General features: G+C 71.6%; 22 protein-coding genes. 11 read left to right on the plus strand and 11 right to left on the minus strand.

What is annotated here, in order from left to right; translation table 11 throughout:
* Positions 1-130: 130 nt before the first annotated feature.
* Positions 131-1,063, minus strand: coding sequence for a Ppx/GppA family phosphatase (locus IAG44_RS17165; protein WP_187747973.1), 933 nt, complete (start codon positions 1,061-1,063; stop codon positions 131-133).
* An 83-nt stretch (positions 1,064-1,146) separates the two neighbouring features.
* Between IAG44_RS17165 and IAG44_RS17170 the strand changes: the two genes are divergently transcribed.
* Complete coding sequence (locus tag IAG44_RS17170; protein WP_187747974.1) at positions 1,147-2,022, plus strand: DUF3109 family protein; 876 nt, start codon at positions 1,147-1,149, stop codon at positions 2,020-2,022.
* Positions 2,023-2,823: 801 nt separating this feature from the next.
* Here IAG44_RS17170 and IAG44_RS17175 read toward each other — a convergent pair.
* Positions 2,824-4,506 (minus strand): BACON domain-containing protein, encoded by a 1,683-nt coding sequence (locus IAG44_RS17175; RefSeq protein WP_223006793.1) that lies wholly within the window; start codon positions 4,504-4,506, stop codon positions 2,824-2,826.
* 220 nt (positions 4,507-4,726) lie between these two features.
* On the opposite strand from IAG44_RS17175, the gene radA reads away from it, so the two are divergent.
* A complete protein-coding gene (gene radA, locus IAG44_RS17180; RefSeq protein ID WP_187747976.1) occupies positions 4,727-6,139 on the plus strand; it encodes a DNA repair protein RadA in 1,413 nt (470 codons plus the stop codon).
* Between the two features lie 80 nt (positions 6,140-6,219).
* Entirely contained in the window at positions 6,220-7,344 is a 1,125-nt protein-coding gene (gene disA / locus IAG44_RS17185; protein ID WP_187747977.1) for a DNA integrity scanning diadenylate cyclase DisA, read from the plus strand.
* A gap of 183 nt (positions 7,345-7,527) precedes the next feature.
* Here disA and IAG44_RS17190 read toward each other — a convergent pair whose 3' ends face one another.
* Positions 7,528-8,355 carry a hypothetical protein gene (locus tag IAG44_RS17190; protein WP_187747978.1) on the minus strand — a complete coding sequence of 276 codons (828 nt, stop codon included), beginning with the start codon at positions 8,353-8,355 and terminating at the stop codon, positions 7,528-7,530.
* Between the two features lie 248 nt (positions 8,356-8,603).
* Between IAG44_RS17190 and IAG44_RS17195 the strand changes: the two genes are divergently transcribed.
* The 5 genes from IAG44_RS17195 (at position 8,604) to cseC (ending at position 13,420) form a co-directional block, all read left to right on the plus strand.
* A complete protein-coding gene (locus IAG44_RS17195) occupies positions 8,604-9,578 on the plus strand; it encodes an A/G-specific adenine glycosylase (RefSeq protein WP_187747979.1) in 975 nt (324 codons plus the stop codon).
* 312 nt (positions 9,579-9,890) lie between these two features.
* On the plus strand, positions 9,891-10,433 hold the full coding sequence (locus IAG44_RS17200) for a SigE family RNA polymerase sigma factor (protein ID WP_187747980.1): 543 nt from the start codon (positions 9,891-9,893) through the stop codon (positions 10,431-10,433).
* Positions 10,418-11,077 (plus strand): hypothetical protein, encoded by a 660-nt coding sequence (locus tag IAG44_RS17205; RefSeq protein ID WP_187747981.1) that lies wholly within the window; start codon positions 10,418-10,420, stop codon positions 11,075-11,077. Before IAG44_RS17200 ends, IAG44_RS17205 begins: the two co-directional genes overlap by 16 nt.
* A gap of 271 nt (positions 11,078-11,348) precedes the next feature.
* Complete coding sequence (gene cseB / locus IAG44_RS17210) at positions 11,349-12,050, plus strand: two-component system response regulator CseB (protein WP_187747982.1); 702 nt, start codon at positions 11,349-11,351, stop codon at positions 12,048-12,050.
* A gap of 35 nt (positions 12,051-12,085) precedes the next feature.
* Positions 12,086-13,420, plus strand: a complete 1,335-nt coding sequence (cseC, locus tag IAG44_RS17215) for a two-component system sensor histidine kinase CseC (RefSeq protein WP_187747983.1) — start codon at positions 12,086-12,088, stop codon at positions 13,418-13,420.
* 68 nt (positions 13,421-13,488) lie between these two features.
* Here the strand turns inward: cseC and IAG44_RS17220 are convergent, their stop codons facing one another.
* Positions 13,489-15,138, minus strand: a complete 1,650-nt coding sequence (locus IAG44_RS17220) for an MDR family MFS transporter (RefSeq protein ID WP_246561795.1) — start codon at positions 15,136-15,138, stop codon at positions 13,489-13,491.
* Positions 15,139-15,293: 155 nt separating this feature from the next.
* Between IAG44_RS17220 and IAG44_RS17225 the strand changes: the two genes are divergently transcribed.
* Positions 15,294-15,887 carry a TetR/AcrR family transcriptional regulator gene (locus IAG44_RS17225; RefSeq protein ID WP_187747984.1) on the plus strand — a complete coding sequence of 198 codons (594 nt, stop codon included), beginning with the start codon at positions 15,294-15,296 and terminating at the stop codon, positions 15,885-15,887.
* 62 nt (positions 15,888-15,949) lie between these two features.
* Here the strand turns inward: IAG44_RS17225 and IAG44_RS17230 are convergent, their stop codons facing one another.
* Positions 15,950-16,495, minus strand: a complete 546-nt coding sequence (locus tag IAG44_RS17230) for a M23 family metallopeptidase (RefSeq protein ID WP_187747985.1) — start codon at positions 16,493-16,495, stop codon at positions 15,950-15,952.
* A 406-nt stretch (positions 16,496-16,901) separates the two neighbouring features.
* Between IAG44_RS17230 and IAG44_RS17235 the strand changes: the two genes are divergently transcribed.
* Positions 16,902-17,531: an HAD family acid phosphatase gene (locus IAG44_RS17235; RefSeq protein WP_187747986.1), complete on the plus strand. Its 630-nt coding sequence runs from the start codon at positions 16,902-16,904 to the stop codon at positions 17,529-17,531.
* A gap of 442 nt (positions 17,532-17,973) precedes the next feature.
* On the opposite strand, the gene IAG44_RS17240 is transcribed toward IAG44_RS17235, so the two are convergent.
* The gene (locus tag IAG44_RS17240) at positions 17,974-20,502 is read right to left on the minus strand and encodes an ATP-dependent Clp protease ATP-binding subunit (protein ID WP_187747987.1); all 2,529 of its coding nucleotides are present in this window, start codon (positions 20,500-20,502) and stop codon (positions 17,974-17,976) included.
* 459 nt (positions 20,503-20,961) lie between these two features.
* Between IAG44_RS17240 and IAG44_RS17245 the strand changes: the two genes are divergently transcribed.
* Complete coding sequence (locus IAG44_RS17245; protein WP_223006794.1) at positions 20,962-21,600, plus strand: SCO3374 family protein; 639 nt, start codon at positions 20,962-20,964, stop codon at positions 21,598-21,600.
* Here the strand turns inward: IAG44_RS17245 and IAG44_RS17250 are convergent.
* The 5 genes from IAG44_RS17250 to IAG44_RS17270 all read right to left on the minus strand — a co-directional run bounded on the left by IAG44_RS17250 (position 21,579) and on the right by IAG44_RS17270 (position 25,566).
* A complete protein-coding gene (locus IAG44_RS17250) occupies positions 21,579-21,914 on the minus strand; it encodes a histone-like nucleoid-structuring protein Lsr2 (RefSeq protein ID WP_187747988.1) in 336 nt (111 codons plus the stop codon). The genes IAG44_RS17245 and IAG44_RS17250 overlap by 22 nt on opposite strands.
* Positions 21,915-22,114: 200 nt before the next feature.
* Complete coding sequence (locus IAG44_RS17255; RefSeq protein ID WP_187747989.1) at positions 22,115-22,666, minus strand: amino-acid N-acetyltransferase; 552 nt, start codon at positions 22,664-22,666, stop codon at positions 22,115-22,117.
* Positions 22,667-22,675: 9 nt separating this feature from the next.
* On the minus strand, positions 22,676-23,062 hold the full coding sequence (locus tag IAG44_RS17260) for a BlaI/MecI/CopY family transcriptional regulator (protein WP_246561797.1): 387 nt from the start codon (positions 23,060-23,062) through the stop codon (positions 22,676-22,678).
* A gap of 167 nt (positions 23,063-23,229) precedes the next feature.
* Positions 23,230-23,412, minus strand: coding sequence for a hypothetical protein (locus IAG44_RS17265; RefSeq protein ID WP_187747991.1), 183 nt, complete (start codon positions 23,410-23,412; stop codon positions 23,230-23,232).
* 1,488 nt (positions 23,413-24,900) lie between these two features.
* Positions 24,901-25,566, minus strand: coding sequence for a hypothetical protein (locus tag IAG44_RS17270; RefSeq protein ID WP_187752731.1), 666 nt, complete (start codon positions 25,564-25,566; stop codon positions 24,901-24,903).
* Positions 25,567-25,595 lie beyond the last annotated feature (29 nt).

Consider the following 25,595-nt stretch of genomic DNA (forward strand, 5'->3'; position numbering starts at 1 on the left):
GGCGGAGATCCCGGGGGCGGGAAGTGCCGGGTCCTCAAGGTGGCGCACTTCACGCGCGCGGGGCGTGCGGCGCCTCCGTGGGCGTCCTCGCCCGCCGGCGCACGCCCTCGCGCGCGCCGACGGGCCGCGTTCACGCCGTCGGCATGTGGTCCAGCCGCCGCAGGATGACGCCCTCGCGCAGGGCCCAGGGGCAGATCTCCAGCGTCTCGACGCCGAAGAGGTCCATGACGCCCTCGGCGACCAGTGCGCCGGCCAGGAGCTGGCCCGCGCGCCCCTCGGAGACGCCCGGGAGTTCGGCGCGCTGGGCGACGGTCATGCCCGCCAGGCGGGGCACCCAGGCTTCCAGGGACTCGCGCTTGAGCTCGCGCTGGACGTAGAGACCTTCGGTGGAGCGCGCGGCGCCGGCGATCCTGGCGAGCTGCTTGAAGGTCTTGGACGTCGCGACGACGTGATCGGGCGCGCCGAAGCGGCTGAACTCACCGACCGTGCGGGCGATCTGCGCGCGGGCGTGCCGGCGCAGCGCTCTTATCCGCTCCGCCTCCGGCGGGTCGCCCGGCAGCCAGCCGGCGGTGAGGCGGCCCGCGCCGAGCGGGAGGGAGACGGCCGCGTCGGGCTGCTCGTCGATGCCGTAGGCGATCTCCAGGGAGCCCCCGCCGATGTCCAGGACGAGCAGCTTGCCCGCGGACCAGCCGAACCAGCGGCGGGCCGCGAGGAAGGTCAGCCGGGCCTCCTCCGCGCCGGAGAGCACCTGGAGTTCGACACCGGTCTCGGCGTGCACGCGCGCGAGGACGTCGTCCGCGTTGCTGGCCTCCCGGACGGCCGACGTCGCGAACGGCAGAAGGTCCTCGACGCCCTTGTCCTCGGCCGCCTGAAGCGCCTCCTGGACGACGCCGACGAGCCTGTCGACCCCCTCGGGGCCGATCGCCCCGTCCTCGTCGAGGAGTTGGGCCAGGCGCAGCTCCGCCTTGTGCGAGTGCGCGGGCAGCGGGCGCGCGCCCGGGTGTGCGTCCACCACCAGCAGATGCACCGTGTTCGATCCCACGTCGAGGACACCGAGTCTCATGTAAGGAACGCTACTGCCAGTGGCTCCGTCCTCCGTCCCTCCGTCTGTGCCGTGAGACGGCCGCGGCGGCATACCCTGGTCCCGTGCCAAAGACGAAAAAGGCGAAGACCGAGAACCGGGAAAAGCCGGAGAAGTCACCCAAGGCCGACAAGGCGGGCGCGCCGTCCGGGAGTTCTTCGCACGCGAGGTCATCGAAGAGGCAGGCTCTGGAGGGCGACGAGAAGGGCCTCGACTTCCCGCGCGCGTGGGTCGAGTTCCCGGACCCCGCGAACGACGAGCAACTGTTCCGCTGCGACCTGACCTGGCTGACCTCCCGCTGGACCTGCGTCTTCGGCAGCGGCTGCCAGGGCATCCAGGCTGGCCGCGCGGACGACGGCTGCTGCACCCTGGGCGCGCACTTCTCCGACGAGGAGGACGAGAAACGCGTCGCCGAGCATGTGGCGCGGCTCACGCCCGAGATCTGGCAGCACCACGCCGAGGGCCGGCGCGGCGGCTGGGTCTCCAAGGACGACGAGGGCTCCCGGCAGACCCGGCCCTTCAACGGCTCCTGCATCTTCCAGAACCGTCCCGGCTTCGCCGGCGGCGCGGGCTGCTCGCTGCACATCCTCGCCCTCCAGGAGGGCCGCGAGCCCCTGGAGACCAAGCCGGACGTCTGCTGGCAGCTCCCGGTGCGCCGCACGTACGACTGGATCGACCGCCCCGACGACACCCGGATCCTCCAGGTCTCCATCGGCGAGTACGACCGCCGCGGCTGGGGTCCCGGCGGTCACGACCTCCACTGGTGGTGCACCTCCGCGACGTCCGCGCACGGCGCCGGAGAGCCCGTCTACGTCACCTACCGGGCCGAACTGACCGAGCTGATGGGCAAGGCCGGCTACGACCGTCTCGTCGAGCTCTGCGAGGCCCGTCTGGCGTCCCAGCTCCCGCTCCTCGCCCCCCACCCCGCCGACCCGGCCTGACCGCCCCTCCACACGTCCCCCTCTCCCCCACGCGCGTACGCCTCCATCCGAATTCCCGCCCCTCCGCCCTCCACACCCGCCCCCACCCCCGACCGGCATCAAGCCGGGCGCAGGGGGCGCGGAGCGGGTCGGTCGCGGTGGCGTGGGTGGGGCTGGGCGAGTGGGGGTTGCTACGCGCGCGGGGGCGTCGCGCGGGTGTGGGACGCGGGTGTGGGACGACGTCGCCGCGTACGCCCCGGTTGCTACGCGCGCGTGGGGCGGGCGGGCCGGTGGCGCTTCCTGCGCGTGGGCGGGCGCCTTCGCCACGGGGCGTAGTTAGTGCGCGGCCCCCGCGTGTGGAGGGCCGATTCGCGAAGCCTCGGACGCCACAGAGGGCCACGCCCCACTGGGTGGTGTACCGGCGCGGAGCCGGCGACTCCGCGGGCCGGCCCGCCGGGCTGGCGCCCGCGCATCGCGTCGAGGGCCGGCGCCGGTGAGCAGCCCGCCCTGGCCGGGCGGCCCGGTGGGCGCGGTTCCGGCTCCGGGCGGAGACCGACGGCCCGCATCGCCACACCACCCGGCGGAACACCGACCCGCGGAGCTTCGGGCGGCAGTTGCCGCGCGCGCCGACCGTCCCGCTCAGCCGTGCCCGGCGGCCCTCACAGCGCCCCACCGCGCGTGAACCACGGTGGAAGCGACCCTGCCCAGCCCCGCACACGCCGGGAGCCCCAGCCCGGAGCCCATCGGGGCCCAGCCCAAAGCCAGGCCCTCAGCCCGCCCTCCCTCGCGCGCACCCCCGCCCAGCGCCCCCGCGCGATGCCCTCAAGACGCCGCCGGAGTGGGTTCGCTGCCCCCTTCCGACGGTGACGGGCTGCCCGGGTCGCTGGACGACTCGCTGGGGGACGGTTCGGGCGAGTTGGACGGAGGGTCACTCGGAGTGGGGTCCGGGGGGGACGGTGATGTGCTCGGGGTGGGGGAAGGGCCCGTCGACGGGGGCGGCGTGCCGGGTGTGCCGGGTTCGGTCGGGACGGGCCCGTACCCGGTGATGGAGACGACCACGCCGGCCGGGGCGATCGCCACGCGCGCGTGCCAGGCCCCGGCGGGCTCGCGCAGGGCGTCGACGTACACCTTGACGGTGATCGACTCGCCGGGGTCGAGCGTGCCGGAGGACGTGCTCAGGTAGAGCCAGGCGGCGCCCGTGGTGGCGGACCAGCGGACGGGACCGCCGTCCTTCGCGGCGGTGAGGGTGACGAGGGTGGTGTCACCGCTGCTCGCGGCGGTCACGGTGAGACGCGCGGCCCCCTTCGCGCCCACGCCCGCGACGCTGATGACCTCCACCGACACGTCGGCCCGGCTGCCGTCCGCGTGCCCTTCTCCGGCGCGGGCGCCCGCGTTGCCGGCGTTCTGGTAGCCACCGCTCGCCCCGCCGCCCAGCGTGCCGGGCCGCTGCGCCTCGCTCGCGCGCGGGACGTTCCCGTCGACGCCCTCGCCCACCGGCTCGCCCCGGTAGGCGGCCCACAGGGCGAGCACGGGCGCGGCGACGACGGTGGCGACGACGGTCGTCGTCACCGCACGCGCGCGCAGACGGTCGCGCCGGGCCGCCCGGTCCTTGGGGTCCATCGGGAAGCCACGCCGGTCGTAGCGGGGCGCGGCGGCGCCACGCGCGCGCGGGACGTGCGTCATCGCGACGTACAGCGCGGCACGGGGCGCCTCCAGGACGGGCAGTTCCGCCGGGGTCATCTGCGCGCCGGGCCAGCGGCCGGGGACGGCGCGCTCGGCGGCCCGGCGGCAGCGCGGGCAGTCGTCGACGTGCCGGACGAGTTCGCGCCGCAGGGCCGCGCTGAGCACCAGGTGGTGACCGTCCGCGAGGCGGGCGACGCCGGGGCAGCCGCCGGTCTCCACGACCGCGAGGGCCGCGCGCGTGCGTTCGACCTCGCAGGCCGCGGAGGAGAGCAGTTCGCGGGTGGCCGCGGGGTCCATCCCGAGCACCGCGGCGACCTCGGCGGCGGCGAGCCGGTGCCGCACGGCGAGTTCGAGCGCTTCGCGCTGCTCCGGGGTGGTGCCGGCGGCCTCCGGCCAGGCCAGCAGGGCGAGTTCGCGGCGCCGCTGCTCCTGGACGGCCTCGTCCGCGTCGGCCTGCTCGGCCCGGCGCTCGCCCGAGCCCGGAGACGAGGGCGAGGCATGACGTTTCTGCTTCGCCTCCGTCAGCCTGCGCAGACACGCCCAGCGCGCGAGCGCGTAGAGCCACGCCCGCTGCTCGCCGTGCCCGTCCGGCATCCGGTGCCCGCGCCGCTCGGCGAACGCCAGGGCGTCGCCCAGGGTCGCCACGGCCGCGTCATGGTCGCAGAGGACGGCCAGACAGTACGTGAACAGGCCGTCGAGATACGGTTCGTACCGCGCGGGCGGTCGCTGCGCCAACGTGCGCGCCGCCTCACGATCACGCGCCTCCCGTCGCTCCCGGTGCGCGCCGGTCGTACGGGGAGGGGTCTCCGGACTCGTGCTCATCACCCGTGCGACCGTAGGCGCCCCGGAACGCCCCGCTCCCAAACCTTGAGCCCTTTTAATCCATACGGGTGAAACGATCCCTCAATAGGGGACACGAACCGCCCCGGAGTGGCCGGTTCCCGGGGTGACCGAGGCGGATTCCCGCCGCTCACGCACCGTGACCCGCGCCGGTTGTCCACAGCCCCGCCGCGCTGTCGGTGGCGCCCGCTACGGTTTGCCCATGGCTGCCCGCACGAAGACCACCAAGGACCGTCCCTCCTACCGCTGCACGGAATGCGGCTGGCAGACGGCGAAGTGGCTCGGCCGGTGCCCGGAGTGCCAGGCGTGGGGGACGATCGAGGAGTACGGCGCCGCCCCGGCGGTGCGTACGACGGCCCCGGGCCGGGTGACGACGTCCGCGCTCCCGATCGGCCAGGTGGACGGCAGGCAGGCGACCGCGCGCACGACCGGCGTCCCGGAGCTGGACCGCGTCCTGGGCGGCGGCCTGGTCCCCGGCGCGGTGGTACTGCTGGCGGGCGAGCCCGGCGTGGGCAAGTCGACGCTCCTGCTGGACGTCGCGGCGAAGTCGGCGAGCGACGAGCACCGCACGCTGTACGTGACGGGCGAGGAGTCGGCGAGCCAGGTCCGCCTGCGCGCGGACCGCATCGGCGCCCTGGCGGACCACCTGTACCTCGCGGCGGAGACGGACCTGTCGGCCGTCCTGGGCCACTTGGACGCGGTGAAGCCGTCGCTGCTGATCCTGGACTCGGTGCAGACGGTCGCCTCCCCGGAGATCGACGGCGCCCCCGGCGGCATGGCGCAGGTGCGCGAGGTGGCCGGCGCCCTGATCCGCGCCTCGAAGGACCGCGGCATGTCGACGCTCCTGGTGGGCCACGTCACGAAGGACGGCGCGATCGCGGGCCCGCGCCTGCTGGAGCACCTGGTGGACGTGGTCCTGCACTTCGAGGGCGACCGGCACGCGCGCCTGCGCCTCGTGCGGGGCGTCAAGAACCGCTACGGCGCGACGGACGAGGTCGGCTGCTTCGAGCTGCACGACGAGGGCATCACGGGCCTCGCGGACCCCAGCGGCCTGTTCCTGACCCGCCGTGACGAGCCGGTGCCCGGCACGTGCCTGACGGTCACCTTGGAGGGCCGGCGCCCGCTGGTCGCGGAGGTGCAGGCACTGACCGTGGACACGCAGATCCCGTCGCCGCGCCGGACGACGTCGGGCCTGGAGACGTCCCGGGTGTCGATGATGCTGGCGGTCCTGGAGCAGCGCGGCCGGATCAGCGCGCTGGGCAAGCGGGACATCTACTCGGCGACGGTCGGGGGCGTGCGGCTCTCGGAGCCCGCCGCCGACCTGGCGATCGCGCTGGCGCTGGCGTCGGCCGCGAGCGACACCCCGCTGCCGAAGAACCTGGTGGCGATCGGCGAGGTCGGCCTGGCGGGCGAGGTCCGCCGGGTGACGGGCGTGCAGCGCAGGCTCGCGGAGGCGCACCGCCTGGGCTTCACGCACGCGCTCGTGCCGGGCGACCCGGGCAAGATCCCGGCCGGGATGAAGGTCCTGGAAGTCGCCGACATAGGGGACGCCCTGCGCGTGCTCCCGCGCTCGCGTCGCCGACAGGCCCCCCAGGACGAGGGGGACCGCCGGTAGACTTTGCCCTGGTCTCGCCCGTCCGTACGAACCGAGTGCGCAGGCGGGAGCCCCCCAGAACCTGTGACCGGAGGAGTGCAGTGGCAGCCAACGACCGGGCAGCGGCTCCCGGCAAGTCCGGTGGGAGTGCCGGTTCCGATGGCCTGATGCGCGCCTCCCTGAGCGCCGTCGCTCCGGGCACGGCCCTGCGGGACGGCCTGGAGCGGGTCCTGCGGGGCAACACGGGCGGTCTGATCGTGCTGGGCTCCGACAAGACCGTCGAGGCGATGTGCACGGGCGGGTTCGTCCTGGACGTCGAGTTCTCCGCGACGCGCCTGCGTGAACTGTGCAAGCTGGACGGCGGGATCGTCGTCTCATCGGACCTGTCGAAGATCCTGCGCGCGGGCGTACAGCTGGTCCCGGACCCGACGATCCCCACCGAGGAGACGGGCACGCGTCACCGCACCGCCGACCGCGTCTCCAAGCAGGTCGGTTTCCCGGTCGTGTCGGTCTCCCAGTCGATGCGCCTGATCGCCCTGTACGTCGACGGGCAGCGGCGTGTCCTGGAGGACTCGGCGGCGATCCTGTCGCGCGCGAACCAGGCGCTCGCGACCCTGGAGCGCTACAAGCTGCGCCTGGACGAGGTCGCGGGGACGCTGTCGGCGCTGGAGATCGAGGACCTGGTGACCGTCCGGGACGTCTCGGCGGTCGCACAGCGCCTGGAGATGGTCCGCCGGATCGCCACCGAGATCGCCGAGTACGTCGTCGAGCTGGGCACGGACGGCCGTCTGCTGGCCCTCCAGCTCGACGAGTTGATCGCGGGCGTGGAGCCGGAGCGCGAGCTGGTCGTGCGGGACTACGTCCCCGAGCCGACCGCGAAACGTTCCCGTACGGTCGACGAGGCACTGTCCGAGCTGGACGCGCTGACGCACGCGGAACTGCTCGAAATGTCCACGGTCGCCCGCGCGCTGGGCTACACGGCGTCTCCCGAGGCACTCGACTCGGCGGTCTCGCCGCGCGGTTTCCGGCTCCTCGCGAAGGTGCCCCGGCTGCCCGGCGCGATCATCGACCGCCTGGTGGAGCACTTCGGCGGCCTCCAGAAGCTGCTGGCCGCGAGCGTGGACGACCTCCAGACCGTCGACGGCGTCGGCGAGGCCCGCGCACGCAGTGTCCGCGAGGGACTGTCCCGGCTGGCGGAGTCGTCGATCCTGGAGCGGTACGTCTGACGGCGTCGCGCCTGACGCGGGATCAGCAGTACGTACGGGAAAGGGCCGTCACGGCGTTCGAGACGCTGCGACGGCCCTTCGCGCGAGCGCCGGGCACAAGATCCCCGAGAGGGGGTCACGCGCCCCGGAAACGGCCCCTGAGCGGCCGTACGTCCGGCTCCGGCGCGCGGCGGCGACGGACGGTCAGTCCGCCTCCAGGACGAACGAGATCTGTGCCTTCGCGAATCCCGGGGTCTTGGCCTCGACGAGGTAGGTGCCGGCGCTCGCGGTGCCCGCGGGCGGGGTGGCGCACTCGGGGGCGCTCGGCTTGCGGTCCCACTTCAGGGTGTAGGTGAAGGCGCTGCCGGCGGGGACGCGGTAGAGGGCGGCGGCGGCGTTCTTCGGGCAGTCGTCGGAGGCCCAGTAGGTGTCGTCGCTGCCGGTCTGAGTGATCGTCAGGACCGTGTTCCTCGGCCCGAGGTCGACCTTGCAGTCGCTCGCGGAGCTGTTGCGCGCGGTGAGCCGGAAGGTCGGCGTCTGGTCGGGCGAGTAGGTGTTGGTGACGCTGCTGAGGGTCCAGGTGACCACGCTGGCCGTGCAGTTGGGGAGCGCGGTGCCGGCCGGGAGGGCGGTGCCCGCGCTGCCGCTGCCGTTGGAGCCGTCGTCGCCGCCGGTGCCGGTGCCGCCCGAGGTGTCGCCGCCCGCGTCACCCGAGCCGGTGTCCGATCCGGAGCCGCCGTCGTCCGAACCGCCGCCGGAGGACGAGCCGTTGGAGTCGCCGGGCGTCGACTCGTCGCGTCCGCCCGGGTGTTGGCTGATCGCCGGGCCCGAGCCGGACGGCCCGGGGGTGATCGAGGAGACGGGATTCTTGCCGTTGGAGCCGTCGGCGCCGTTCTTCTTGCCGCCGTCGCCGGAGACGACGATCCAGGCGATCAGAAGCGCCAACAGGGCCAGCACGGACAGCAGTACGGCCCTCCGTCGCCAGTAGATGGTGGAGGGAAGCGGCCCGACCGGATTGCGCAGAGATCCCACGGCGCAAACTGTACGAGAGATCCCGGCGTTCGCCGTCCCCACCCGCCGCCTGAACCACAACTTTTCCGGATCATCATCCCGGTCGCGTCCGCCACAACGCCCCTCGGCGCCCTACTCGTTCACAATCGCACCCCTTGCACCTTTGGCCACGACAGGGAAACCGGCGCTCCGGGGCTCGCGCGCGGCACCCCCCTCACGGGTGACGGCACGCACGCGTGCACCCCTTCCCATGGCAGGATCGAAGGGCCATGACTGCGCCCACGAAGCCCCCGCACACCACCCCCGCCGACGCCGTCCCCGGCCTGTCCCGCCGAGCACGCGCGCGCGACGAAGAGCCCGGCGAGACCGTCGGCGCCCATCTGCACGCCCCGGTCATCGACTGGTTCGACGAACACGCGCGAGACCTGCCCTGGCGGCGCCCCGAGGCGGGCGCGTGGGGCGTGATGGTCAGCGAGTTCATGCTCCAGCAGACGCCCGTGAACCGCGTCCTGCCGATCTACGAGCAGTGGCTCGCCCGCTGGCCGCGCCCCGCCGACCTGGCCGCCGAGGCGCCCGGCGAGGCCGTGCGCGCGTGGGGCCGGCTCGGCTACCCGCGCCGCGCCCTGCGCCTGCACGGCGCCGCGGTCGCCATAACGGAGCGGCACGGCGGCGACGTCCCCTCGGACCACGCCCAGCTCCTCGCGCTGCCCGGCATCGGCGAGTACACGGCCGCGGCCGTCGCCTCCTTCGCGTACGGGCGCCGGCACGCCGTCCTGGACACGAACGTCCGCCGGGTCTTCGCGCGCGCGGTGTCGGGCACCCAGTACCCGCCGAACGCCACCACGGCCGCCGAGCGCAAACTGGCGCGCGCGCTGCTGCCGGACGACGAGTCGACGGCCGCGCGCTGGGCCGCCGCCTCCATGGAACTGGGCGCCCTGGTGTGCACCGCCAAGAACGAGAGCTGCCACCGCTGCCCGATCGCCGCGAGCTGCGCCTGGCGTCTCGCGGGCAAGCCCGAGCACGAGGGGCCGCCGCGCCGGGGCCAGACGTACGCCGGGACGGACCGCCAGGTGCGCGGCAAGCTGCTCGCCGTCCTGCGCGAGGCGCACGCGCCCGTGCCGCAGTCCGCGCTCGACCGGGTGTGGCACGAGCCGGTGCAGCGCGCGCGGGCGCTCGACGGCCTCGTCTCCGACGGCCTGGTGGAACCTCTCGCGGGCGGCCTGTACCGCCTGCCGCAGGGGTGAACCACTCGATCTGATTCACGGTCACCTCACAGCCGAAGGTCCTCTGTCACAGCGGATCCTTCGGCTGTGTCACATCCACCCACAGCTCAAATCGCCCCATAGGCACACCAAAACCCCCGTCTCTCGTATCCGATCCGTCGTTCGTTACACAACCGACGGACAGCCGCGCGCTCGCCGCAGGCTGCTCCGCACAGTGCCGTGACAACAGCTCCGTAGCTTTTTTCCCGTGCCCGGCAGCCACGCGGGGCCACAGACCACAAGCGGTAAACCGGCACGGAAGTCGGCCGGAACGGGGATCGGAGGCGGTTGGACATGGCGCACAGCGAGGTGCTCGGTTTCGAGGAGTACGTCCGCACGCGACAGGACGCGCTGCTGCGCAGCGCCCGCCGGCTGGTCCCTGACCCGGTCGACGCCCAGGACCTCCTCCAGACGGCGCTGGCACGCACCTACGGGCGCTGGGAGGGCATCGCGGACAAGCGGCTCGCGGACGCCTACCTGCGCCGGGTGATGATCAACACCCGTACGGAGTGGTGGCGGGCCCGCAAGCTGGAGGAAGTGCCCACCGAGCAGCTCCCGGACGCCTCGGTGGAGGACGCCACCGAGCAGCACGCGGATCGCGCCCTCCTGATGGACGCCATGAAAGTCCTCGCTCCGAAGCAGCGCAGTGTCGTCGTGCTGCGACACTGGGAGCAGATGTCCACGGAGGAGACGGCCGCCGCCCTCGGCATGTCGGCCGGAACGGTCAAGAGCACGCTGCACCGGGCGCTCGCCCGGCTCCGCGAGGAGCTGGAGGCCCGCGATCTGGACGCACGCGCGCTGGAGCGTGAGGAGCGGGAGCGTTGCGCGGCGGCCTGACCGAGCCGGAACCAACTGCGGCCCAGGGAACCTTCCAGGCGGCGATCACGGGAGTGTCCGTGCTCGCCGTCCTCGCCCTGTGTGCGTCCGCCTGCGGGACCGGTGGCACCGGCGCGCGCGACGAGGGGCCGGCCCACGTGGAGGCCGTCGCCGGCGCGACCCCTTCGCAGAACGAGTTCTCCGACCCCCGGCAGATCGACGCGGTCAGCCTCATCAAGGACGACCCCGAGGTCGCCACCGAGGTCAAGCGCGAGCTGAAGCCGTGCGTCGCCGACCAGTACCCGGTCGACGTGGAGTACGGCAATCTGACCGGCGGCGCCGCGACCGACATCGTGGTCAACGTACTGACGTGCAGCGACGCGGTCGGCGTCGGCTCGTACGTCTACCACGAGAAGAACGGGCGCTACCAGAACGTCTTCAAAGCGGAGGAGCCGCCGGTCTACGCCGAGATCGACCGCGGCTATCTCGTCGTGACCAAGCAGGTCTACGCCAAGGACGACACCGTCTCCGACCCGTCCGGGGAGACCGTGATCACGTACTTGTGGAACTCGGGCGCTTTCACGAAGAAGTTCAGCACTCACACGGAGTACGGGAACACGGGGACGGAAGCCACTCCGGTCCCCTCCCCGGCTCCCACGGGGTAGACCGGTCCATCGGCCGATCGGCTGCGGCACAACCGCCGACCGGCCATGCTTCACGGACTTTCGGCGTCTTGACTGTGCCTCGCTGACCTGCGGAAATCGAGACCGGCAAAAAAATCCCCGGCGGTGTGAACCGATCGGACGGTCCGGACCGATGTACGAGTGAAAGCGACGGCGAACGGGCCGGGCATCCGGAGCGTCCCCTTGGTGGGAGGCCCCGCGCCGAGCACGGTACGACCGACAAGAGACCCCCACGAAGACTGAGAGCACCCGGATGGCAGACCAGACACACGTCCTGTTCGTCGAGGACGACGACGTCATCCGCGAGGCCACCCAGCTCGCCCTGGAGCGGGACGGCTTCGCGGTCACCGCCATGCCCGACGGCCTGTCGGGCCTCGAAGCGTTCCGGGCGAACCGCCCCGACATCGCGCTGCTCGACGTGATGGTGCCCGGCCTGGACGGCGTGAGCCTGTGCCGGCGCATCCGTGACGAGTCGACCGTGCCGGTGATCATGCTCTCCGCGCGAGCCGACTCGATCGACGTCGTCCTGGGCCTGGAGGCCGGCGCGGACGACTACGTGACCAAGCCCTTCGACGGCGCCGTCCTGGTCGCCCGCATCCGCGCGGTCCTGCGCCGCTTCGGGCACGCGGGCGGGGGCGACCGCGCCGAGCCCGCCGCTTCCGCCGCCGGCGGCGTGCTGACCTTCGGCGACCTGGAGATCGACACCGAGGGCATGGAGGTCACGAAGGCGGGCAGCCCGGTCGCGCTCACGCCGACGGAGATGCGTCTGCTCCTGGAGTTCTCCTCCGCGCCGGGGACGGTCCTCTCGCGCGACAAACTCCTGGAGCGCGTCTGGGACTACGGCTGGGGCGGGGACACCCGCGTCGTCGACGTCCATGTGCAGCGACTGCGAACCAAGATCGGCCAGGACCGCATCGAGACGGTCCGCGGCTTCGGCTACAAGCTGAAGGCATGAGCGGGGCAGGCATGAGCGGGGCAGGGGTACGGGGGATGATCCGGAAGCAGATGGAGGCGCTCTGGGAGCGTGCGGACGTCCGTACGGGCCTCAAGTGGAAGCTGAGCGCGGCGATCGCACTGGTCGGTGCGCTGATCGCGATCGTGCTGAGCCTGGTCGTGCACAACGCCGCACGGGTGTCGATGCTGGACAACGCCCGTGACCTGGCCGACGAGCGGGTCCAGATCGCCCAGCGCAACTACGAGCTGTCCGGCCGTCCGAACTTCCCCGGCATCAAGATCGACGACACCACGCTGCCCCCGGAGCTGCGCTACAAGGTCGAGGAGGGCCGCAGGGCGACGTTCGTCGCGGACCGCAGGGGCGGGGTCCCGGACATCTGGGCGGCCGTGCCGGTGAAGGACGGCCGGGTGCTCTCGCTGCACACGGGCTTCACCGACCGCAGCACCGACATCCTCAACGACCTCGACCAGGCCCTGATCATCGGCTCCATAGCGGTCGTCCTCGGCGGCAGCGCGCTCGGCGTGCTGATCGGCGGCCAGCTGTCCCGCCGGCTGCGCAAGGCGGCGGCAGCGGCGAACCAGGTGGCCAAGGGCGAGGCGGACGTCCGCGTGCAGGACGCGATCGGCGGGGTCGTCCGGGACGAGACCGACGACCTAGCGAGCGCGGTGGACGCCATGGCGGACGCGCTGCGGCAGCGGCTGGAGGCGGAGCGCCGGGTGACGGCCGACATCGCGCACGAGCTGCGGACACCGGTGACAGGGCTGCTGACCGCGGCGGAACTCCTGCCGCCGGGCCGCCCCACCGAACTCGTCCTGGACCGCGCGCAGGCGATGCGCACACTCGTCGAGGACGTCCTGGAGGTGGCCCGCCTGGACGGCGCCTCCGAGCGGGCGGAGCTTCAGGACATCATGCTCGGCGAATTCGTCACCCGCCGCGTGGCCGCGAAGGACCCGGCGGTGCGGGTCCGGGTGGTGCACGAGTCGGAGGTCACCACCGACCCGCGTCGCCTGGAGCGCGTCCTGTTCAACCTCCTGGCCAACGCCGCGCGGCACGGCAAGCCGCCCATCGAGGTCACCGTCGAGGGCCGCGTCATCCGGGTCCGCGACCACGGCCCCGGTTTCCCGGAGGCCCTGCTCGCCGACGGCCCCAGCCGCTTCCGCACCGGCAGCTCCGACCGCTCCGGCCACGGCCACGGCCTCGGCCTCACCATCGCCGCCGGCCAGGCCCGCGTCCTCGGCGCCCGCCTCACCTTCCGCAACGTCCGCCCCCCGGCCGCCCCCGAACACGTCCCCTCCGAGGGCGCGGTGGCGGTCCTCTGGCTCCCGGAACACGCCCCGACGAACACGGGGAGCTACCCGATGATGCCGTGAACCGGACACCCCGAAGGGCCTCCCAGCGGCGGACACCGACCGGAAGGCCCTCGTTCAGAACTGGAGGATCACACCTCGCCCGGCCCCTGCGGTCCCGCCCCCTTCAGCGGCACCTCCTTCACGAAGAACGCGGCGACCAGGGACACGACAGCGACCACAGCACCGAGGAGGAAGGCGGAGTGACTACCGGAGGACACGGCGTACTGGTACGCCTCCCGGGCCGCGGCCGGCAGCTTCGCCAGGCTCGCCGCGTCGAGCTGGGCGGACGCCTCGGTCACCTTGGACCCGAGAGCCCCGGCGCGCTCGCTCATGACGTCCTGGACGCGGTTGTTGAACAGCGCGCCCATGATGGCGACACCGAAGGAGGACCCGAGCGTCCGGAAGAGGGTCGCGGAGGAGGAGGCGACGCCCATGTCCTTCATCTCGACGCTGTTCTGGGCGACGAGCATGGTGATCTGCATGAGGCAGCCCATACCGAGCCCGACGACGGCCATGAAGACCCCGGAAGTGAGCCGCGAGGTCCCGGTGTCCATCGTGGACAGCAGGTACAGCCCGCCGATCATGAGGACGCTGCCGACGACCGGGAACACCTTGTAGCGCCCGGTGCTGGTGGTGATCCGCCCGGCGATCATGGAGGTGACGAGCATCGCGCCCAGCATCGGCAGGAGCAGCAGCCCGGAGTTGGTCGCGGACGCGCCCTGCACGGACTGCTGGTAGAGCGGCAGGAAGAGCGTCGCCCCGAACATCACGAACCCGGTGACGAACCCGATGACGGACATCAGCGTGAAGTTGAGGCTGCGGAAGATGTGCAGCGGCAGGATCGGCTCGGCGGCCTTCGTCTGCCAGAACACGAACCCGACGAGCGCGGCGACGCCGATCCCGATCAGCTCCATGATCCGGGCGGACGTCCAGGCGTACTCCGTCCCACCCCAGGTGGTGACGAGGACGATCGCGGTGATGCCGACGGTCAGCAGCGCGGCGCCGAGGTAGTCGATGCGCGCCTGCGAGCGCTTCTTCGGCAGGTGCAGGACGACGCTGATCAGGGCGAAGGCGACGACGCCGAGCGGCAGGTTGATGTAGAAGGCCCAGCGCCAGCCCCAGTGGTCGGTGATCGTGCCGCCGACGAGCGGTCCGCCGATCATCGCGAGCGCCATGACGCCCGCCATCATGCCCTGGTACTTGCCGCGCTCGCGGGGCGGCACGAGGTCGCCGATGATCGCCATCACGCCGACCATCAGACCGCCGGCGCCGAGCCCCTGAACAGCCCGGAAGGCGATGAGCTGGCCCATGTCCTGCGCCATGCCGCTGAGCGCGGAGCCGACCAGGAAGATGACGATCGACGTCATGAAGGTGGCCTTGCGGCCGTACATGTCACCGAGCTTGCCCCAGATGGGGGTCGCCGCGGCCGTCGCGAGGGTGTACGCCGTCACCACCCACGAGAGGTGTTCGAGGCCGCCCAGGTCGCCCACGATCGTCGGCATGGCCGTGCCGACGATCATGTTGTCGAGCATGGCCAGCATCATCGTGATCATCAGCGCGAGCAGGACGACCCGTACGCTCCGGGGCTGCTTGCCCTCCGGCGCGGTGCCGGCCGCTCCCGCCGGTGCCTCCGTCTTGGACGCCACCGCCCCCGGGGGCGCCGAGGCTCCGGCGACCGATCCCGCCGCCCGTTGCACCCCGTCCCCGTTCACCGATTCAACGCTTCGTGTGTCCGCCATGGTTCCCACTCCCCCAGGCCGGCTACTTACTTGCCGACCGGCTAGTTCGATACACTGGGGAACGTAGACCCGTAACTAGCCGGTCGTCAAGTAAGTTTTTTCCCAAGGCAACCACCCGGCGGGCGGGTTTCCGAAGTGGCGCGAGGAGTTGGAAGATGGGCCCCACCATGGACGGCACCAAGCAGCAGCGGCGCGGCAACACCCGCCAGCGCATCCAGGACGTCGCGCTCGAACTCTTCGCCGAGCAGGGCTACGAGAAGACATCGCTCCGCGAGATCGCCGAGCGGCTGGACGTGACCAAAGCGGCCCTGTACTACCACTTCAAGACGAAGGAAGAGATCATCGTCAGCATCTTCGAGGATCTGACGAAACCGATCCAGGAGCTGATCGACTGGGGCGCCGAGCAGCCCCACACCCTGGAGACCAAGCAGGAGATCGTGCGGCGCTACAGCCGCCACCTCGCCGACGCCGCCCCCCTCTTCCGCTTCATGCAGGAGAACCAGGCGACGGTCCGCGAACTCCAGATCGGCGACTCCTTCAAGGGCCGCATGCAGGGCCTGCGCGACATCATCATCGACCGCGAGGCCCCCCTCACCGAGCAGGTCCGCTGCGTCAGCGCGATCTTCACTCTGCACGCCGGCATGTTCCTCCTCCAGGACTTCGACGGCGCCCCGGAGGCCAAGCGCGAGGCGGTCCTGGAGGTCGCGATCGACCTGGTCACCCAGGCCCACGAGAACGCGAAGCGCTGAAACGCCGTCCCGCAGGATCAAGCCCCCAGGACAAGCGCCCCCCCCTCACGAACCGCCTGCCCTCAGACGGTCACGCCCTTGCCCCGCAGAAACGCCACCGGATCCACGGCCGAGCCGTAGTTCGCCGTCGTCCGGATCTCGAAGTGCAGGTGCGGCCCCGTCGAGTTCCCGGTGCTGCCGGCGAGCCCGATCCGCTGCCCCGTGGCGACGACCTGCCCGACCTTGACGTCGATCCGCGAGAGGTGGGCGTACTGCGAGTACACCCCGTTCGCGTGCTTGATGACGACGGCGTTGCCGTACGCGGCCCCGTCCCCGGCACCGCCGGGCCCCGCCTTGACGACGGTCCCCCCGTGGGCGGCGACGACGACCGTCCCGGTCGGCACCGCGAAGTCCTGCCCGCTGTGCTTGGCGGACCACAGGTTCCCCGCCTGCGCGAAGCTCGCGGAGAGGGTGTACGACTTCACCGGGTCGACCCAGGAGGGAGCCGCGGCGGACGCCGTCCCCGCACCGCCCAGCACGACCGCGGCGCCGGCGGCGGTGGCGCCGACGGCCACGCGGGTGCGGAGCGAGGACGTACGGAGGGAGCGGAGGAAAGCGCGCGGGGACATCAAGTACCTCGGAAGGTCGGGGACAGAAAAGCCACCCGGCACACGAACCCGCCAGGTGGACCACCCCTTGGTAACCCGCGCCCCCTCGGACCCCCAAACGGGTGACCTACGACAGAAGCTAGTACGTCACCACAAAAACCCCTGATCAGGACAGACGACCCAAGCCACCCCTCCCCTATTCCGCCTAGTACGTGACGCACCCCCTGTGCGCCACATCACCGGCCACCCACCCCAAGAACCCTTCCTTCAGGGCGAGTTGTGATGCTGGTCACGATGTACGCACGGGTCTGTGACGTGGCTCTCAGCACCATCTACCGTCCAGTAACCCGCTGGTTCCCCTCAGGCCACCCCCACCGATCAGCATGCTCACGACATGGCAGCGCAAGGACGCGAGAGGACCCCACCCATGACCAGAGGCACCTGGACGCGCCGTATCGGCCTGACCGTCGTCGCGGCGACCGCCGTGACGGCCCTCGCGGTCCCGGCCGGCGCCCAGGCCGCTACGGCCACCAGCACCTCCACCGCCACCGCAGCCGCCGCGGACGTCGACTACGCGACCTGGCAGCAGGACTGCCAGGCCCTGATGGACCAGGCCCTGCCCTACCTGCAGAACCGTATCGCCGCCGCGAAGCCGGGCGAGAAGCAGGCGCTCGTCCTGGACATCGACAACACCGCGCTGGAGACCGACTTCGGCTTCAGCTACCCGCAGCCGGCCAACAAGCCCGTCCTGAACGTCGCCAAGTACGCGCAGGAGCACGGCGTCGCCCTGTTCTTCGTCACCGCCCGGCCGGGCATCATCAAGTCGGCGACCGACTTCAACCTCAAGACGGTCGGCTACCAGGTCTCCGGCCTGTACGTCCGCGGCTTCATCGACCTCTTCAAGGACGTCGCCGCCTACAAGACCGCCCAGCGCGTCGACATCGAGAACAAGGGCTACACGATCATCGCGAACATCGGCAACAGCGCCACCGACCTCTCGGGCGGCCACGCCGAGAAGACGTACAAGCTGCCGGACTACGACGGCCAGCTCTCGTAACCCTCACAGCCCCACTACACGACAGGGCCGGTTCCGACGCCTCCAAAAGCGCCGGACCCGGCCCTGCCGCATTCCCGAAACCCCCGGCCCGCCGAAGAACCGCGGGCGGCCGGAAGCCGGGCGCGCAGGCCACCAGCGGCCCCTTCTCCAGCGCGACCGCGCACGCCCCCCCCGACACCCGACACCCGACACCCGCTCGCCTGCCGCCTGCCGCCTGCCGCCTGCCGCCTGCCGCCTGCCGCCTGCCGCCTGCCGAAGTGACGCACCCCGCGGCTCCCTCCGCGACAACCGACGCCGACCCGCTGCCGACCCGCTGCGGACCCGCTGCGGACCCGGCGTCCAACCGCTCTCCTGCACGCCCCGCCCCGCCAGGCAGCCGGAAGGGGCCGGTGCTCGAAAGCACCGGCCCCTTCCGTACGGCTGATCCGCCGGAGGCTGAGGCTTACGCCTCCTTGCTCAGGTTCGGCCCGCCACCGCCGGCCGCCTGCTCGATCGGCGGGACGTCGGGCAGCGCCGACTTCTCCTCGCCGCGGAAGGTGAAGGTCGCGTTGTCGCCCTCGCCCTCCGTGTCGACGACCACGATGTGACCGGGGCGCAGCTCGCCGAAGAGGATCTTCTCCGAGAGCGTGTCCTCGATCTCCCGCTGGATGGTCCGGCGCAGCGGCCGGGCACCCAGAACGGGGTCGTAGCCCTTCTTGGACAGCAGCTCCTTGGACGACTGCGACAGCTCGATGCCCATGTCGCGGTCCTTCAGGCGCTCGTCCACCTTGCCGATCATCAGGTCGACGATGGCGAGGATGTCCTCCTGCGTGAGCTGCGGGAAGACGACGACGTCGTCGACGCGGTTCAAGAACTCGGGGCGGAAGTGCTGCTTGAGCTCGTCCGACACCTTGTTCTTCATGCGCTCGTAGTTGGTCTTCGTGTCGCCGGAGGCGGCGAAGCCCAGGTTGAAGCCCTTGGAGATGTCCCGGGTGCCGAGGTTGGTCGTCATGATGATGACCGTGTTCTTGAAGTCCACGACCCGGCCCTGGGAGTCGGTCAGGCGACCGTCCTCCAGGATCTGCAGCAGCGAGTTGAAGATGTCCGGGTGGGCCTTCTCGACCTCGTCGAAGAGGACGACGGAGAACGGCTTGCGGCGCACCTTCTCGGTGAGCTGGCCGCCCTCCTCGTACCCGACGTAGCCGGGGGGCGAGCCGAAGAGCCGCGAGACGGTGTGCTTCTCGCTGAACTCCGACATGTCGAGGGAGATCAGCGCGTCCTCGTCGCCGAACAGGAACTCGGCGAGCGCCTTGGACAGCTCGGTCTTACCGACACCGGACGGGCCGGCGAAGATGAACGAACCACCCGGGCGCTTCGGGTCCTTGAGCCCGGCGCGCGTACGGCGGATCGCCTTCGAGAGCGCCTTGACGGCGTCCTTCTGGCCGATGACCCGCTTGTGGAGCTCGTCCTCCATGCGCAGCAGGCGGGACGACTCCTCCTCGGTGAGCTTGAAGACCGGGATGCCGGTGGCGGTGGCCAGGACCTCGGCGATCAGCTCGCCGTCGACCTCGGCGACGACGTCCATGTCGCCGGCCTTCCACTCCTTCTCCCGCTTGGCCTTGGCGGCGAGGAGCTGCTTCTCCTTGTCGCGCAGGGACGCGGCCTTCTCGAAGTCCTGCGAGTCGATCGCGGACTCCTTGTCGCGGCGGACGCCGGCGATCTTCTCGTCGAACTCGCGCAGGTCTGGCGGCGCGGTCATCCGGCGGATGCGCATCCGGGAGCCGGCCTCGTCGATCAGGTCGATCGCCTTGTCCGGCAGGAAGCGGTCCGAGATGTACCGGTCGGCCAGGGTGGCGGCCTGGACCAGCGCCTCGTCCGTGATGGAGACCCGGTGGTGGGCCTCGTAGCGGTCGCGCAGACCCTTCAGGATCTCGATGGTGTGCGGCAGCGAGGGCTCGGCGACCTGGATGGGCTGGAAGCGGCGCTCAAGGGCCGCGTCCTTCTCCAGGTGCTTGCGGTACTCGTCGAGCGTGGTGGCGCCGATGGTCTGGAGCTCACCGCGCGCCAGCATCGGCTTGAGGATCGAGGCGGCGTCGATCGCGCCCTCGGCGGCACCCGCGCCGACGAGCGTGTGCAGCTCGTCGATGAACAGGATGATGTCGCCGCGGGTGCGGATCTCCTTGAGGACCTTCTTCAGCCGCTCCTCGAAGTCACCGCGGTAGCGGGACCCGGCGACCAGGGCACCGAGGTCGAGGGTGTAGAGGTGCTTGTCCTTGAGGGTCTCGGGCACCTCGCCCTTGACGATGGCCTGGGCAAGGCCCTCGACGACGGCGGTCTTGCCGACGCCGGGCTCACCGATGAGGACCGGGTTGTTCTTGGTCCGGCGGGACAGCACCTGCATGACCCGCTCGATCTCCTTCTCGCGCCCGATGACCGGGTCGAGCTTGGACTCACGAGCGGCCTGGGTGAGGTTGCGGCCGAACTGGTCGAGGACGAGCGAGGTCGAGGGCGTGCCCTCGGCGGGGCCGCCGGCGGTGGCGGTCTCCTTGCTCTGCTGGTAGCCGGAGAGCAACTGGATGACCTGCTGCCGCACCCGGTTGAGGTCTGCGCCCAGCTTGACGAGGACCTGGGCGGCGACGCCCTCGCCCTCGCGGATCAGGCCGAGCAGGATGTGCTCCGTGCCGATGTAGTTGTGGCCCAGCTGAAGGGCCTCGCGGAGCGACAGCTCCAGGACCTTCTTGGCACGGGGGGTGAAGGGGATGTGCCCGGACGGGGCCTGCTGGCCCTGACCGATGATCTCCTCCACCTGCTGACGGACCGCCTCAAGCGAAATGCCGAGGCTCTCCAGGGCCTTTGCGGCGACACCCTCACCCTCGTGGATCAGGCCCAGGAGGATGTGCTCGGTGCCGATGTAGTTGTGGTTGAGCATCCGGGCTTCTTCCTGAGCCAGGACGACAACCCGCCGCGCGCGGTCGGTGAACCTCTCGAACATCGTTAATCGCTCCTCAGAGCGGTCAGGCAATGAGGGGACGCTCCCCTCGCTGTCCTTCCGCAGCTTAGTCCCGCAAGCGGGGACCGCTCATTCCAACTGCCGACACCGTCCGGATCACCTCCGCAGGCCCGAGGACCTGGCGCGGTCTCCCGACCCCGAACGCCGACATCTGCTCCAACCTGATGGTGCGAGACGATGTTCCCGCAGGCCAGGCAGTTACCCCGGTCGCCAGTACGCCGACGGCGAACGCGGTACGGCCTCTCCTGCGTGTCGACCCCTCTCACTAGGGATGTCTTACCCGCCAGGACCGACAGTCCATGCCGTACGCACCGGTTCCCTCCGCTACGGGCGAACAACCTTGCGTCTGCCTTCACGACTCGACACCCCCCTTTCCGCACTCTGCGCGGTCAGTACCACACTCAGCGTAACTCTCCGGCCCTTCGCGCGGTTGCGCTTGGCATGGTTGGCTCCGCCCCCGGGCCCACGCCCGAGCCCGGCCTCACGCCCGGTCCGCCGGACGGCCGCACGCTCGCCTCCGTCACCACGGTCCCCTCCCCCCGTCGTCCACGCGATCCCCGGCCGGGAATCCGCGGTTGGTACGAGAACGAGCTGGGCTGGCCGACAGTGCCCGGATCGCCGGTACGACTTTTCACGGGCCGGATCTTCGACGTCCTCGATGTCCCCGCGGAGGCGGGCCGCGCCGCGCTCGGGCTGCTCGCCCCGGGCACCCCGGTCGCGGTGCGCGGCGACCGGATGGGGCTGTGGATCGCGGCGGGCGGCGCGGAGGAGCTGCCGGGGATCCTCCAGTGGCTGGAGTGGGGCACGCTGCCCCTGGACCTGACGGCGACCGGCGAGGGCGGGAGCGTCACCGCCCCGCTGCCGCCCGGGACGGCCCGCCGGAGAACTGCACAGGGGGCCGCCATGTGGCTGCGGCCCCCCGTTCCGGGTCGCGAGGCTCTGACCTCGCTGCCGGCGATGCCGACACCTGGGGGCGACAAGGGCGCCCCCGATCTCGTACGGCTGGTGGACACGCTGGCGACTCAAGGGCACCGTGTCCGCCTGCGGCGCGCGTGCGCTCAGCCGTTGGCCTTCTCGTAGGCCTCGCGGATGGTCGCGGGAACACGGCCACGGTCGTTGACGTCGTAACCGTTCTCCTTCGCCCAGGCGCGGATCTGTGCGGTGTCCTGGTTGCCGCCGGCCGCGGCACGGGCCTTTCCGCGACCGCCGGAGGCACGGCCACCGGTGCGCCGGCCGCCCTTCACGTACGGGTCGAGGAGGCCGCGCAGCTTGTCCGCGTTGGCCGTCGTGAGGTCGATCTCGTAGGTCTTGCCGTCCAGCGCGAACGTCACGGTCTCGTCCGCCTCGCCGCCGTCGAGGTCGTCGACAAGAAGGACCTGAACCTTCTGTGCCACCGGTATTCCTTTCATCGATAACGAGAGGGCTGGGGGTCTGCGGCGTCCGCCGTTTCACCGCCCCTAGTTATATGCACTACGCAGTACGTCGGAAAGCAAACCGCTTTTGCTGGGAAAACACAAACCCCTGGGAGAGACCGGCCGCCCGCCCAGACCGGAAACGTGCGCGTTTCGGACATAGGACCCTTGGGCAAGGTCGATCACAGATGCAGAAGCATCCGGCTGTTGCCCAAGGTGTTCGGTTTCACTCGTTCGAGTCCCAGGAACTCGGCGACGCCCTCGTCATAGGAACGGAGCAGCTCCGCGTAGACATCGGTGTCCACCGGCGTCTCACCGATCTCCACGAAGCCGTGCTTGCCGAAGAAGTCCACTTCGAAGGTCAGACAGAAAACCCGGCGAACACCGAGCCAACGCGCCGTGTGCAGCAACTTCTCCAGCAACTGATGCCCGACACCGGAGCCCTTCAGGCCGGGCTTGACGGCGAGAGTGCGGACTTCCGCGAGGTCTTCCCACATGACGTGCAGCGCGCCGCAGCCGACGACCTCGGCGTTGTCGTCCCGTTCCGCGACCCAGAACTCCTGGATGTCCTCGTAAAGCGTCACCGTCGCTTTGTCGAGCAGGATGCGTTCGCGCGCGTAGTCGTCGAGGAGTCGGCGTACGGCGGGGACATCGCCGGTCCGGGCGCGCCGGACGGTGATGGCTTTGGCGGGGACCGCGGAGTTCTCGCGCGCCGCGGGATTGTGCGCTGACATGAGCGGACGCTATCGCCCGGCACCCTCCGCCGCCGCGCCGGGGCTCTCCCCGGGGGCCGGCTCGGGCGTCTCGGGGCCCTGGACCATCCGTACGGCGTCCCGCAGGGCGTGGCGCTGTTCGTCGCTCATCATCCCGAAGAACGCGACCAGGGCGGCGGCCGGGTTGTCGCTCTGGCTCCAGGCGTCGTTCATCAGGGCGGCGGAGTACGCCGCGCGCGTGGAGACCGCCTCATATCGATAGGCCCGGCCTTCCGACTCCCGGCGCACCCAGCCCTTCTGATGGAGATTGTCCAAAACGGTCATCACCGTGGTGTACGCGAGTGGCCGTTCCCGCTGAAGGTCTTCCAGGACTTCCCGAACGGTGACCGGACGGTTCCACTTCCACACCCGCGTCATGACCGCGTCTTCGAGTTCTCCCAATGGGCGAGGCACAGCTCAGCACAATACTGGGAGATCTAGCCATTTACCCGTCGAACGTTCACTTTTCGCTACGAATGCGAACAAATGGGGCGGACGACGGTGAGGTGCCGTCATCGGCCACGCGCGCGTGGGTGACGGCCCCGTCAGCCCTCGGACCGGCCGGAACCGCCCTGCCGGGCCGCCTCCGCGCGGGCGAGCGCCGCGTCGACGGCGGCGTCCTCCTTGGCCTTGTTGGCGCCGCCCTGGGTCTTCACGATCACTCGGATCAGGCCGATGAAGAACACCGCCATGACGATGGGGGGCACGAGCGCGGAGACGTAGTCCATGGATCCAGGGTAGCCACGGAGGAAGCGGACATCCGGGCGGGGTCGGGAAGGGGCGGGGACGCCTGGTGGAGGGTGGTCGGGGGCTGGTCGGGGCGTGACGGAGGTCTGGCGCGAGCCTGGCGGGAGGGCCCGCGCGGGACCGGCCGGCGCGTCTCCCGGAAGCCTCTCGGGAAACCTGTCGGGGTCCTTCGGGATCCTGTGGGGAGCCGTTCCTGCACCCGGCGGGCGTTCCGCCCGGCGGATCGTCGGATCCCGGGGTGCTATTCCGGAGCTTTTGAAAACTCCGGCCCTCACCCGCCCGCGCCGGGTATCCTCACGGCCCCGCACCTTCCCGGCGATCACCTTCGCGGGTCGGCCACCAGGGAATCGGCACGTCCGGCGCCCCGGAAATGCAGGCGCCAGGGGACCGGAACCCGTAAATCCGAGGTCCGAAAATCCCGGGATCCGACGATTCCGAGCCACGAAGAACCCCGGCGGGGGAAACCGGCGGGCCCGAAACCTGCCCGGCTTCCGAACAGGCCGCGCACAGAGAGCCACCGCGTCGCCGCCCGGCCCAAATTCCCCCTCGAACCCCGAACACCACGATCAGTGAGCGTTCGATGACAACCCCGGCCCGCCCTTCTCCCCGATTCCGCCGGCCCCTCCCAATGCGGACCGACTTCACGAGCCCCTATAGAGCCCGCCTCGAACACCACTGGGGCCCACCCCGAAACACGCGCATAGCAGCCGCGCGGAACGAAACACGTTCCGTAGGACGCCCCGAGCCCGCCCCTCGAATGACACGTGCCACGGCACGTACGCGGGCAGCTCTTGAGGGCCGGTTTGCGGACACCCCTTCCGCCACCCGCACGCCCTGGCCTCGCGCGGAACTCGTACGAAGCTCGGGCACCTGACCGGAATTCCCGACCACAGCCACGGACGCCGCCCGACTGGGCACACGGGTTTACGCGGGCGCGCGCGGCAGATGGCGAGGTTCTTCCGCCGGACGACCAGGGTTTCGGCTCTCGCGGGAGGGCGGAAGGCAAGGCACCTGTCACAGCCGACCAGGATTCTTCCGACCCTGGACGGCGCCCTGCCGCGCGTAGTGCCCGCAGGCGCCGGCTCGCGCTGCGGTCCGGCAGCGACGGTGTAGCCGACCGCCCCGCCGAGGCGCCGGTTTCGAGGGCTGCGCCATTCGACGAGGCGCCGCCCGGCCTCCGGCTCACGCGCGGAGCCGGTGGGACAGCGAGCTGGTTTTCACGGGCCGGCACCACCGGCCTTCGCGCGCGGGAGGACAGGCCGTTCAGAAACTCGCCGGTCCGTTGCTCCGGCTCGCGCGCGAAGGGCGTCACGGCGAGGCAGCTCAGCAGTCCGCCCTCCGGCGTCCACGGGCGCGGGAGGGCGGGGAGGCGAGCGACGGGGAGGCGGGGGCGCTATGGGGCGGCCGAGGGCTCGGGGGTTCCTCGGAGCCGTCGACTCCTTGAGCGCGGCCCCCTCGACCGGTTTCCGTCAGCCCGCCGCGCGTTCCTCGGGGTCGGCCGGGGGCTGGGCCGGCTTGCGGCGGGGGAAGACCTCGCCGGGGGTCGGGATGGGGCGGCGGGCCGGGTCGGGGGACGGGGACGGCGCGGGCTCGCCGGCCGGGCGGGGCTTCGGGCGTTCGGCGGGGGCCGCCGGTTCCTGCGGCGCGGCCCCCTCGAAGCCGCTGTCGGGCGACAGGCCGCCCGGGAGGGCCAGGAGGCGGGTGCGGGAGGCCGGGACCGCCGGAGTGGGCGTGAGAGGCGCGGGGACGGCATGGCGGGTGGTCCGGCGGGCGAGCCGGCTGCGGACGTCCTGCTCGGCCAGCACCTGGCACCGGCTCAGGAGGGTCGCCGCCAGCGGATTGCCGCGCAGGGCGCGCAGGGCGGCGAGGTCGTCCGGCTCGGGCCGGTACCCGGTGCCGAGCACTTCCTCCAGGAGGGTCAGGTACCCGGCGGCGGTGCCGGGCAGCGCCGCCCGGTAGCGGACGAGGTCGGCCACCAGGAACGTCCGCAACCGCGCGGCCTCGCGCAGCGCCTCGTCGAGAGACGTCGCCAGCCGATGACAGTCCTGGATGTCCTCTGCCGAGGCGGGACCGGGGTGAAGGGCGAGGGCGAGAGCGCGACGGAGCACACGCAGCTCCTCCGCACCGAACGCCATGCCGCCGCGGGATCCGTATGGCGTGGGCA

It is taken from the genome of Streptomyces roseirectus, from assembly GCF_014489635.1.
Taxonomy (GTDB): Bacteria; Actinomycetota; Actinomycetes; order Streptomycetales; family Streptomycetaceae; genus Streptomyces; species Streptomyces roseirectus.